The 11,854-nt window shown below is 59.0% G+C and carries 10 protein-coding genes and 1 tRNA gene; 6 read left to right on the top strand and 5 right to left on the bottom strand.

Going from position 1 to position 11,854, the window contains the following annotated elements; translation table 11 throughout:
• Positions 1-146: 146 nt before the first annotated feature.
• Entirely contained in the window at positions 147-1,058 is a 912-nt protein-coding gene (gene msrP / locus JZI28_RS00430) for a protein-methionine-sulfoxide reductase catalytic subunit MsrP (protein WP_375698865.1), read from the bottom strand.
• 73 nt (positions 1,059-1,131) lie between these two features.
• A complete protein-coding gene (locus tag JZI28_RS00425) occupies positions 1,132-2,622 on the bottom strand; it encodes an FMN-binding glutamate synthase family protein (protein WP_348155523.1) in 1,491 nt (496 codons plus the stop codon).
• Between the two features lie 119 nt (positions 2,623-2,741).
• On the opposite strand from JZI28_RS00425, the gene JZI28_RS00420 reads away from it, so the two are divergent.
• A complete protein-coding gene (locus JZI28_RS00420; protein ID WP_297340343.1) occupies positions 2,742-3,188 on the top strand; it encodes a DUF302 domain-containing protein in 447 nt (148 codons plus the stop codon).
• A gap of 95 nt (positions 3,189-3,283) precedes the next feature.
• Here the strand turns inward: JZI28_RS00420 and clpB are convergent, their stop codons facing one another.
• Positions 3,284-5,902, bottom strand: a complete 2,619-nt coding sequence (gene clpB, locus JZI28_RS00415; protein WP_375698864.1) for an ATP-dependent chaperone ClpB — start codon at positions 5,900-5,902, stop codon at positions 3,284-3,286.
• Positions 5,903-6,165: 263 nt separating this feature from the next.
• Here clpB and pyrF point away from each other — a divergent pair, with 263 nt between their 5' ends.
• Positions 6,166-6,873, top strand: coding sequence for an orotidine-5'-phosphate decarboxylase (pyrF, locus tag JZI28_RS00410; protein ID WP_348155482.1), 708 nt, complete (start codon positions 6,166-6,168; stop codon positions 6,871-6,873).
• Positions 6,874-7,397: 524 nt separating this feature from the next.
• Here pyrF and JZI28_RS00405 read toward each other — a convergent pair.
• Positions 7,398-7,796: an NUDIX hydrolase gene (locus JZI28_RS00405; protein WP_375698863.1), complete on the bottom strand. Its 399-nt coding sequence runs from the start codon at positions 7,794-7,796 to the stop codon at positions 7,398-7,400.
• Positions 7,797-7,893: 97 nt separating this feature from the next.
• Here JZI28_RS00405 and JZI28_RS00400 point away from each other — a divergent pair, with 97 nt between their 5' ends.
• Positions 7,894-9,147 carry a DNA polymerase IV gene (locus JZI28_RS00400; RefSeq protein WP_375698862.1) on the top strand — a complete coding sequence of 418 codons (1,254 nt, stop codon included), beginning with the start codon at positions 7,894-7,896 and terminating at the stop codon, positions 9,145-9,147.
• A 33-nt stretch (positions 9,148-9,180) separates the two neighbouring features.
• Here JZI28_RS00400 and JZI28_RS00395 read toward each other — a convergent pair whose 3' ends face one another.
• Positions 9,181-10,047 (bottom strand): N-formylglutamate amidohydrolase, encoded by an 867-nt coding sequence (locus JZI28_RS00395; RefSeq protein WP_375698861.1) that lies wholly within the window; start codon positions 10,045-10,047, stop codon positions 9,181-9,183.
• A 157-nt stretch (positions 10,048-10,204) separates the two neighbouring features.
• Between JZI28_RS00395 and JZI28_RS00390 the strand changes: the two genes are divergently transcribed.
• The 3 genes from JZI28_RS00390 (at position 10,205) to JZI28_RS00380 (ending at position 11,788) form a co-directional block, all read left to right on the top strand.
• Positions 10,205-10,279 (top strand) — tRNA-Val (locus JZI28_RS00390).
• Positions 10,280-10,359: 80 nt separating this feature from the next.
• On the top strand, positions 10,360-10,485 hold the full coding sequence (gene ykgO, locus JZI28_RS00385; protein ID WP_008205324.1) for a type B 50S ribosomal protein L36: 126 nt from the start codon (positions 10,360-10,362) through the stop codon (positions 10,483-10,485).
• A gap of 286 nt (positions 10,486-10,771) precedes the next feature.
• Complete coding sequence (locus tag JZI28_RS00380; RefSeq protein ID WP_295455357.1) at positions 10,772-11,788, top strand: Fe(3+) ABC transporter substrate-binding protein; 1,017 nt, start codon at positions 10,772-10,774, stop codon at positions 11,786-11,788.
• Positions 11,789-11,854: the final 66 nt, after the last annotated feature.

Raw genomic sequence — 11,854 nt, 5'->3', positions numbered from 1 at the left:
GTTGTTCTGGCGCGTTCTAACGCGGGTAACTCCACCCTCTTGAATACGAGGCGATGAGGCCTCCAGCGAGGAGACCCCAATTACGCTGCCCCGCCACAATGGGTCCTCTGCCGCTCAGGGCCCAACCGGGGCACCAGAGCGGAGCGCTAAAAGAACTTGGCCAGATCCATTCCCTCATACAGTGATGCAACCTCATCGCCGTAGCCATTGAACATCAGCGTGTCCTGACGGCTGGCAAACAACCCGCCGCCAAGACGACGCTCAGAGGCCTGGCTCCACCGTGGGTGAGAGACCTCCGGGTTCACATTGCTGTAGAAACCGTACTCCCGCGCGTTTGCCATGTTCCAGCTGGTCTGGGGTTCTTTATCCGTCAGGGTAATCCGCACAATGGATTTGATTGATTTGAAGCCGTATTTCCACGGCACCACCAATCGCAAAGGCGCGCCGTTCTGGTTTGGCAGGTCTTTGCCAAAGATTCCGGTCGCCATCAGGGTCAGCGGGTGCATGGCCTCATCCAGGCGCAGACCTTCGCGGTACGGCCAATCGAGCACCCGGTACGCGGTGCCGGGCATTTCAGAGGGACGATAGAGCGTTTCAAAGGCCACGTATTTGGCCTCTGACTGGACACCAGCCAGGGCCAGCAAGTCGGCCAATTCAAACCCGGTCCAGGGCACCACCATCGACCAGGCCTCGACACAGCGGAAGCGGTAGATCCGTTCTTCCAGGGTCATCTCGCCCAGGATCTGCTGGAAATCATAGTCGCCGGGGCGCTCCACCATCCCGTCAATCTTGACGCTCCAGGGAGTGGTGGTCAGCTGACCGGCATATTTGGCAGGGTCACCTTTGCCGGTGCCAAACTCATAGTAGTTGCAATAGTTGGTCACATCTTCCCAGGAGTTTGGCTCCAGAGTTTCTGCCTGTGCTGGCCCTGGCAACCCGCCAATCCCGGCCAGCCCCGCCATACCGCCAAGCCCCGCCATGATCTGGCGGCGGTTCATAAATGTAGCTTTGGGCGTCACATCTGCGGCAGTCAGAGTATTGGTCCAGCGACGGGCCATGAGGGCGTCTCCTAAAATGTATCAGTCCCAACTGACCTAGCCCAGTACGCCGCGCAGGCCAAAACATATCCTGTCACGTCTGCGCGACGGCACTGTAACTTGGCATGATTTCATTCATCGGGCGGGAGTGACCATCCTCCTGCATGATGCGCACATGACGGCGGCGCAGCTTGCGCGGTTCAGTCACCCCAACCGAATGCGCGATGGTTTCAACCTCATGGATGATCTCGGTGGCATAGCGCGCCACGCGTTTGTATTTATCTTCGACCACCAGGCCTTTTTGAAACCGTGGATCATGGGTGGTAATGCCAGTGGGGCAGGTGTTTTTGTTGCATTTCAGCGCCTGAATACAGCCCAGCGAAAACATGAAACCACGCGCCGAGGTGACAAAATCCGCGCCCGCCGCCAGCGCCCAGGCCACATCGCCAGGATTGACCAGCTTGCCGCTGGAAATCAGCCGGATACGATCGCGAAAGCCGTATTCATCCCGCAGATTACAGACCAGCGGCAGGGCTTCGCGCACCGACATGCCCACCAGATCAATCAGCGGCATCGGCGCCGCCCCGGTGCCGCCTTCGCCGCCATCAATGGTGATGAAATCCGGCGCTGCCTTGGGACGCGAGGCAATCACCATGAACATTTCCCGCATCACCACTTCCGAGCCAACCACGGTTTTGATGCCAACCGGTTTGCCCGTCACCTCCCGCACATGAGAGATCATGTCCAGCAAGTCATCAAAGTCCCGCATCTCGGGGTGCCGGTTGGGCGAGATGCTGGCCTGCCCCTCGGCAATGCCGCGAATGGCGGCGATCTCGGCGCTGACCTTTGCCGCCGGCAGGATGCCACCTTTGCCCGGTTTGGCCCCCTGAGACAGTTTCAGCTCAAACATCCGCACCGTGGGGTTGGCAGCAATCTCGCGCAGCTTGGTGTCGCTCAATCCACCCTCAGGGTTGCGCACGCCATATTTGGCGGTGCCAATCTGAAAGACAATATCGCAGCCGCCCTCCAGGTGAAACGGGCTGAGCCCGCCCTCCCCGGTGTTCAGCCAAACCCCGGCCTCGCGTGCGCCCCGGCTCAGGGCCCGCACCGCCGGCTGCGATAGCGCGCCATAGCTCATGCCCGAGATATTAAAGAAAGAGGGCGCCATGTAGGGCACCCGTGCATCCGCGCCAATACACAGGGGTTCGGTACTGGCATATTGATCATCCAGCGGCGGAAAGGGTGCGTTTACAAAAATGGGTGTGCCCGGCACGGTAATGTTGCGGGTTGATCCAAAGGCAACGGTATTTCCCACCCCTTCGGCAGCGCGGCCAACCCATTCGCGTTGAGCCCGGTTAAAGGGCATCTCTTCCCGGTCCATGGCAAAGAAATACTGACGGAAAAACTCTCCCATGGTGCTGAACAAATGACGAAATCTACCAACAACAGGGTAGTTCCTGCGGATCGCATCCTGGGTCTGCAGCCGGTCCACAACAAACAAAAGCAAGCCCACCAGCACCAGAGCGCCAAGAAAGAAAACAAATCCAAGTGCAAGAAACTCTATAGCCTTTGCCGCGAAACCCATGCAAAAACTCCTATATATAAATACAACAGGCGACCCTGTGCTGCCTGTCTCTATCGCCCTAAAATGAGGGGGATGCCCACAATGGGCAAGGTACTGCTGTTCACATTGGGAGAAGTCAGATGAAATATTTCACCGTCGCCGCCAGTTTTGCCATGAGCACGCTGTTGTTCACCCCAGCACAAGCCGACGACATGGTCAGCTACACCACCGGGCTTGACTATGGGGATGTGACCTTTGGTCTGGAAAGCGCCATAACCGACCGTGGCTTTGTGGTCGACCACATCAGCCACGTGGGCGAGATGTTGGAGCGCACCCGCGCCGATGTTGGATCCGATGTGGTTCTGTTTCAGCAGGCTGATGTCTATTCCTTCTGCTCCGCCACACTGTCACGTCAGGTGATGGAGGCCGACCCGATGAACATCACCTTCTGCCCCTATGACATCTTTGTCGCCCAGCGCCCCGGCGAAGACAGCGTCACCGTGGGTTTTCGCAGCTTCCCAGAGGGGGCGATGCAGGTGATCCAGACCCTGTTGGATGAGATCGTGCAGGAAGCCATTGAGGAATAACCTCACCCGCAGCCCGTTGCCCCAACACAGATCTCTAATAACAAAAGCCCGCCAACACTGGCGGGCTTTCTCATGTTCAGCGTGCAAACCGCGTGTCAGTGCACCACGGCGTCATCCGGTTTTGGCCGCTCAGTGGTGCCAAGGCGATCGCCGATGATCAACCCTTCGCCACCTGCCGAAACGGGGATGGTATCGCCGTCTTTGACTTCGCCGCTCAGCAGCAGCTCCGCCAGGGCGTTCTGCAAGGCGCGCTGGATCACCCGCTTGAGCGGACGCGCCCCAAAGACCGGGTCATAGCCTTCATCCGCCAGCCAGGTCTTAGCGCCCTCGTCCAAAGACAGGGTGATCTTGCGCGCGGCCAGACGTTTGGCCAGGCGGGCGATCTGGATATCAACGATACCGTCCATATCCTTGCGCGCCAGACGGTCAAAGATGATGGTCTCATCCAGACGGTTGAGGAATTCTGGCCGGAAATGCGCCCGCACTGCATCCATGACGTCCCGTTTGGCATCCGAGGCATCCGCCCCTTCAGGCAACTGGCTCAGCGCCTGGGCGCCAAGGTTCGAGGTCAGGATGATCAGCGTCTGCTTGAAATCAACCGTGCGCCCCTGACCATCGGTGAGCATGCCGTCGTCCAGAACCTGCAACAGCACGTTAAAGACATCCGGGTGCGCTTTTTCCACCTCGTCAAACAGCACCACCTGATAGGGGCGCCGACGCACTGCTTCGGTCAAGGCGCCACCTTCGTCATAGCCAACATAGCCGGGAGGTGCCCCGATCAGACGGGCAACGCTGTGCTTTTCCATGTATTCTGACATGTCGATCCGCACCATGGCGTTGTCGTCGTCAAACAGGAAGTTCGCCACCGCCTTGGTCAGCTCGGTTTTCCCTACCCCAGTTGGCCCCAGGAACAGGAAAGAGCCCAAGGGGCGGTTTTCATCATTGAGCCCAGCCCGTGCCCGGCGCACTGCATTGGCCACCGCCGTCACCGGCGCGTTCTGGCCAATGACACGGGAATGCAGCGCGTCTTCCATACGCAGCAGTTTGTCGCGCTCGCCCTCCAGCATTTTGGAGGTCGGGATACCGGTCCAACGTTCCACCACCCCGGCGATTTGCTCGGGGCGCACCGCCTCTTCGACCAGCACATCCTGCTCTTCACGGCTTTCGGCCGCGACCAACTGCTTTTCCAGATCCGGGATAACGCCATAGGACAGCTCCCCGGCGCGGGCCAGATTGGCCTCACGCTTGGCGATTTCCAGATCAGCACGGGCGCGGTCCAACTGTTCCTTGATGTCGCGGGCACCGGCCAGTTTATCCCGTTCGGCCTGCCACTGGGCGGTCATCTCAGAGGACTGTTCCTGCAGATCCGACAATTCCTTTTGCAGGGTTTCCAGCCGATCCTTGGAGGCGGCATCGTCTTCGACCTTCAGCGCCTCTTCCTCGATCTGCATCTGCAGGATCTGACGGTCCAGCGCATCCAGTTCTTCTGGTTTGCTGTCCACCTGCATGCGCAAACGGCTGGCGGCCTCATCCACCAGGTCAATGGCCTTATCCGGCAGGAAGCGATCAGTGATATAGCGGTTCGACAGGGTTGCCGCCGCGACCAGGGCGGCATCGGCGATCCGTACCCCGTGGTGCAGCTCATACTTTTCCTTGATGCCGCGCAGAATCGACACGGTGTCTTCTACCGTGGGTTCCTGCACCACAACGGGCTGGAACCGGCGGGCCAGGGCCGCGTCTTTTTCCACATATTTGCGGTACTCATTCAGGGTTGTGGCCCCGATACAGTGCAGCTCACCGCGCGCCAGCGCAGGTTTGATCAGGTTGGCCGCATCCATGGCGCCATCGGATTTGCCCGCGCCCACCAGGGTGTGCATCTCGTCAATGAACAGAATGATTTCACCCGCAGCCTCGGTGACTTCGGTCAGAACCGCCTTCAGGCGCTCTTCAAATTCGCCACGATATTTGGCCCCGGCAATCAGCGCGCCCATGTCCAGGGACAACAGCTGCTTATCGCGCAGAGATTCGGGCACATCCCCGTTGACGATGCGCAGGGCCATGCCTTCGGCGATTGCGGTTTTACCCACGCCCGGCTCACCAATCAGAACCGGATTGTTCTTGGTACGGCGCGACAGCACCTGCATGGCGCGGCGGATTTCCTCATCGCGGCCAATAATAGGGTCAATCTTGCCTTCGCGCGCCGCCTCGGTCAGATCGCGAGCGTATTTCTTCAGCGCGTCATAGCCTTCTTCGGCGGTGGCGCTGTCCGCTGTGCGGCCTTTGCGAATATCGTTGACGGCTTCATTCAGCTTCTGCGCGGTGACGTCACCTGCCTCCAGCGCGTCTTTGGCCTTGGATTTCACCATGCACAGCGCCATCAGCACCCGCTCGACGGGAACAAAGCTGTCGCCGGCCTTCTCGGCGATTTTGCTAGCCTCATCCAGAACCTTGGCAGTCTGGCCGTCCAGATAGACCTGCGCGGCATCGCCGCTGACTTTGGGCAGCTTGCCCACGGCGATATCGACAGCCACAACCACCTGGGCGGCATTGCCACCAGATTTACCAATCAGATTGCTCGCCAGCCCCTGATCGTCATCCATCAATGCTTTGAGTAGATGCTCCGGCATCATCCGCTGATGCTCTTCGCGCATCGCAATGGTCTGCGCTGCCTGCACGAAACCCCGTGCCCGCTCGGTGAACTTGTTCAAGTCCATGTCTTTCTCCTTTTACAAGCGCCCGAATAGATGTGGTTGCGCCCGCTTTGCGGCACGCCCCGGTCCGGGCCTCACAGATCAATTTGGGAGGTCTTAGCGCCTCTTCAAGATCATACTGTGGCAAAAATCCTGAAAAATCCCTGATATGTATCAATGCCAAGGAAAGACTCCCCCTTTTGGGGCTTTCCCCACTCTCACCAGCGCAGTAGGAAAGCGCCAATCCCTCAGCCCTGATACTCAGCCCAGATTTCCGGAGAAGCCTCATGTCCCAGACCACAGCCGACGACCGCCTGATTGTTGCCATGGATGTTCCCGATGCCTTGGCCGGGTTGAAGCTGGCCGAACAGCTGGGCGATGCAGTTTCATTCTACAAGATCGGCCTTGGCATGCTGACAGGCGGCGGGTTGGCGCTGGCCAATGAGCTAAAGCAGGAGCTGGGCAAGCGGATCTTTCTCGACATGAAGCTGTTTGACATCGGCGCCACCGTTGAAAGCGCCGTGCGCGGCCTGGCGCAGTTTGACCTGGATTTTCTCACCGTGCATGGCGACCCCTATGTGGTGAAAGCCGCCAAAGAGGGCGCTGCAGGCAAAGACATGAAGATCCTCGCCGTGACCATTCTGACCTCGCTGGATCGCGGTGATCTGGATGGTGCCCTGATCAAACCCGGTGAGATCCGCGATTTGGTGCAGGAACGCGCCGGCAATGCCTTTGCCGCTGGTGCCGATGGGGTGATTGCCAGCCCACAAGAAGCGGCGCTCATCCGCGCCCTGCCCGAGGCCGCAGGCAAGCTGATTGTCACCCCAGGCGTGCGCCCGGTGGGGGCAGATCTGGGTGATCAAAAGCGTGTGGCGACTCCGGCCAGTGCCATTGCCGATGGCGCCGATCACATTGTGGTAGGACGCCCCATCTGGCAAGCCACTGATCCACGGGCAGCAGCCCTGGCCATTCTAGACGAGCTCCGCGCGGCCTGAGCCGTAAAAAACCAGTCAGCGTGGATCGCATCCGCTCCCTTTGGCGATCAGGAGGGAGCGGCAATTGTTGGGGCGCTTTTCTGGCGCATTACCTGATCGTTCGCCACTGAAAAGAGTTGCAAACCCCGATCAATGCCACGTCTGCCCAAAAATGCATCAAACAAATTACTTTGGGATCGCCTTCCCAGCGACGAAGGCTTGATACGCAATCTCGCAGCTTACCCTACGTCAACACCCTGTATTCAAGTGAAAATTCCATCCCACGCGCCTTGCTGTGCCAAATTGCCACGTGACACGAAAGCCACATCGAACGGTTGCGCACCAATACGCACACACGATGAAATTTGCGTAACGCCCCGCTATGGGCGATTCTGATCCCGAGACACTCCCCTGACGAGCTCCTCTTCCTGAGGCTCGTCTTCCTGCCCCCGCCTGAGAGCGGGGGAATTTTTTACCCTGATCATAGAAAAACCACGGTGCGCTCTTGCAGCGCCGCGACCCAGCCCATCGATGCAGACCGCGGCTCAGCCCGCCAGGTAGCTTTGCAACTGCTCGGCAAAATGCGGCACCGCCAGGGCGTGGCTGCAATAACTCTGCGGCGCCATCAGGCGCCAGCATTGCCCTTCAGAGCCAAGCCGGACCTGCTTCACCAGCTCCGCCGGTTGATGGCTGGCAAAGAACCAAACAGTGCCACGTGGACGCTGGTAACTTTGGGACCAGGTCAGATCTGACGCAGGGATCGACAGGCCGACTTCTTCCAGGGTTTCGCGCAGCACACAGGCCTCGGGGCTTTCCCCGTCTTCGCGCCCGCCTCCGGGCAGATCCCAATAGCCCGGATAGGGAATATCCGGCTTGTCATCGCGCTTGATCACCAACAGATCGTGCCCCAGAAACAGGGCCAGTTTTGCACCGGAAAAAGACATGTTCTTCACTTGTAAGCTGATAGTCCTACAGACAAGCCGAAACAGCCGGGGTAAAATGCTGTATCGCTCCACACAGAGATAAAGCCTCCACTGCGCCATGCAAGCCCTATGCCGTGATTGCCTCAGCCAGATCGCTCCGACGCGACGCTGCCCAAACTGTGGCAGCCCGCGCATCAAACAGCATGACGAGCTATTCTCTTTGACCATCGCCCATATGGATTGCGATGCCTTTTACGCCAGTGTCGAAAAACGCGACAATCCCGAGCTCGCCAGCAAACCGGTGATCATCGGCGGCGGCAAGCGCGGGGTTGTGTCCACCGCCTGTTATGTGGCGCGCATCCGCGGCGTTCGCTCTGCCATGCCGATGTTTCAGGCGCTGAAGCTCTGCCCCGATGCGGTGGTGATCAAACCGCGCATGTCCGCCTATGTCGAGGTCAGCCGGGCGGTGCGCGCGATGATGGATGAGCTCACCCCAGAAGTGGAGCCCCTGTCGCTGGATGAGGCCTTTATGGATTTGTCTGGAACCGAGAAACTGCACGGCCGCCCGCCCGCAGTGATGCTGGCGCGATTGGTCAAACGGATGAAAGACGAGCTGGGGATCACCGGGTCCATCGGGTTGTCGCACAATAAGTTCCTGGCCAAGGTCGCCTCTGACCTGGATAAACCGCGCGGATTTTCGGTGATCGGCAAGGGCGAGACCGCCGATTTCCTGCGCGACAAGCCGGTGCGGCTGATCTGGGGAATTGGCCCGGCGGCGCAGGCCTCTTTGGACAAGGCCGGTATTCGCAATTTTTCTGATCTGCTGCGCTGGGAGCAACAGGATCTTGTCGCCCGTTTTGGTGGCACCGGGGAGCGGCTGTGGCATCTGGCCCGCGGCGAAGACCGCCGCCGTGTGTCGGCAAACGCCCCGGTGAAATCAATCTCAAAAGAGACCACCTTTATGGAGGACACTGCCAGCCTGGATGTGCTGGACGGGCATCTGTGGCGGCTGGCAGAACAGGTGGCCGATCGCGCCAAGGCCAAATCCATGGCCGGCCGGGTAGTGACTCTCAAACTCAAGCGGGCCAATCATTCGGCTCTGACCCGACGGCTATCACTGCACAGCCCGACCCAACTGGCCGATGTGATCTATCGCCAATCCCGCGCCCTGTTGGATCAGGTTGGCGATCAGGGCCCGTACCGGCTGCTTGGCTGTGGCATCTCTGATCTGACCCCCGAGTCGCAGGCCGATACCAGTGGCGATCTGCTGGACCCTCAGGCAGGAAAGCGCGCCCAGGCAGAGCGCGCCACGGATGCGATTCGAAAACGATTTGGCGACAGCGCCATTCTGAAAGGGCGCGCCCTGCGCTAAGGCGCCTGGATCCGCCCTCCATTCGCCGCCGGTCTATTCGGCCGCCAGGGGCATGTTACTATCCTCTGGTTTTATCGCGGCAATTTCCCCCGCGACCCGCCCCAACAGCTCACGGAAGGCCGCGAAATCTTCATTTGGGCGCACCTCGGCCTCATTCATATAAAGAGAGCGATCAATCTCGATCTGCACCGCATGCTGCCCCCGCGATGGGCGCCCATAGGTGCGGGTAATATAGGCGCCGGCAAAGGGCGCATTGCGCGCCACCCGCAATCCCGCCCCAACAAAGGCTGATTCGACCTGGTCCATCACCGCCGCCCCGGCGGAAGAGCCAAACCGATCGCCCAGCACAACCTCGGGCGGGACAGCCCCCCGCGCGGGCAGAGTTGCAACGGCCTCATGGGGCATGGAATGGCAATCAATAAGAATGGAATGGCCAAACCGGCCCTGTGCCTTTCGCATCAACCCCTGAAGGGCGGTGTGGTAGGGATGCCAATAGTCCTGAATGCGCCGCTGCGCCTCTTGCTGGTGCATTTTACCCCGGTAAATCGCCCGACCATTTGCCACCACACGGGGAATCACCCCAAGCCCCGAAGCAACCCGAGGATTCTGCCCCCGGCGCGACACCCCCTGAATCAGGGCTGGGTCCAGTTCGTCTGTGGCGCGATTGAGATCCAGAAAGGCGCGGGGTTTTTGCGCCGTAAGCAAAGGTGCCCCGAATCTGGTAACATCCGCAAAAAGCTGATCCACAAAGGCATCTTCCGAGCTGCGAATCTGCTGGGCATCCAAAATTGAACTCTGCAAAAAGGCAGAATCGTAATCAGATCCGCTATGAGGTGAGGCAAAAACCACCGATGACGTCAGTTCAACCGGCGAAAAAACGGAAAATGCTTGCTTTGACATAGGTGCTTCTGCCCTTGGTTTCTTGAAATCACCATAGAGCGAAAATTCTAGCATCAAAAGCTCTTGCGCCCCTTCGCGACTCTGATTATAGACCCCTTCACCGGCGCGGTTCTCCGCGTCCCATTTATTTTGGGACAGGGGGTCGCAAGGGTTTCATGGGCGCTTAGCTCAGCGGTAGAGCACTTCGTTGACATCGAAGGGGTCACAAGTTCGAACCTTGTAGTGCCCACCATGAATTCACTGTTCTGGCCATTCGGTCGGGACATCCGCAAACCCAGGCGCTGGTTCGCGCCGCAGAACAGGAGAATGACTATGAAAGTCAAGAATTCGCTCCGCTCGCTCAAGAACCGGCACCGTGATTGCCGCATTGTGCGTCGCAAGGGCCGCGTCTACGTGATCAACAAGACACAGCCGCGCTTCAAAGCACGCCAGGGCTGAGACTAAGATCTCGCTCTAATCGGAAGAACCGCATCCTTGGATGCGGTTTTTTTGTGTTTGGACACTGCCCAGTCCGTCCTTGATCCAGTACGTCCTTGATCCGGACTTCCCTTGTTTCCTTTCCCCACCCCGATGGCGCTTTCATCCGCAGCTGCGGGTCCGTCAGGGATTTTTTCTGATGGTTTTTGTCAGTTTTCATTTCCCTTCTCCGGTTTTTTCTATAATTGACAAAATCAGTCGGAAACTCCGCAGACCCAACGCGGACTATTTGTAGATCGGAATCGCTATGTTGAAAGCCACAACCATCCTTGCAGGCGCTCTTGCAGCCGCCGTTGCAACCTCTGCCGCTGCCGAAGGTGAGTTGAACCTCTATTCCTCACGCCACTATGACACCGATGAGCGCCTCTATTCCGATTTTGAGGAGGCCACCGGCATCACCATCAACCGGATCGAAGGCAAAGCAGACGAGCTGATCGCCCGCATGTCCGCCGAAGGCGCCAATTCTCCTGCCGATATCCTGCTGACCGTGGACACCTCGCGGCTGGCCCGCGCCAAAAATGCAGGCATCTTGCAGCCCGTGGACAGCGCGGTTCTGGAAGCCAAGGTTCCCAGCTACATCCAGGACAGCGACAACCAGTGGTTTGGCTTCTCACAGCGCGCCCGGATCATCTTTTATGACAAAAACGATGTCGCCACCCCACCGCGCACCTATCTGGAACTTGCCGATCCGGCCTACAAAGGTCAGATCTGCATTCGCTCTTCCAGCAACACCTATAACCAGACTTTGCTAGCCTCTATCGTCACCCACCACGGCGTGGAAAAGGCTGCGGACTGGGCCAAAGGCGTTGTCGCCAATATGGCCCGCGCGCCCCAGGGCGGTGACACCGACCAAATGCGCGGCATCGTTTCCGGCGAATGCGAAATTGCCGTTGGCAACAGCTACTATTTTGCCCGCTCGATCCGCAAGAACGTCAAAGGCCTGTCCGACAGCCGTGACATGATCGGCTGGGTCTTCCCCTCGCAGGATGCCGAAGGCGCCCACATGAACCTTTCTGGTGCCGGCGTTGCCGCCAATGCACCCAACCGCGACAATGCGGTGAAGTTCCTGGAATATCTCGCCTCGGATCAGGCGCAGCAGTATTTCTCGGCGGGCAACGACGAATACCCCGGCGTGCCCGGTGTTGGTCTGGCGCCAAGCATTGCCGCCCTGGGCTTCTTCAAGCCTGACGATGTGAACCTGTCTGAGGTCGCCAAGAACATCCCCGAAGCGCAGAAAATCTTTGATCAGGCCGGCTGGGAATAAACGCCCTCCCCTGACCGCAAATCCACCCGGAGCAGAAATTCTGCTCCGGGTGTTTTTTTCTTGCGC

This window comes from Pseudophaeobacter sp. TrK17, assembly GCF_042192375.1.
GTDB lineage: Bacteria > Pseudomonadota > Alphaproteobacteria > Rhodobacterales > Rhodobacteraceae > Pseudophaeobacter.
Note: the sequence above shows the minus strand (reverse complement) of the source record. Positions and strands in the feature narration are given on the sequence as shown.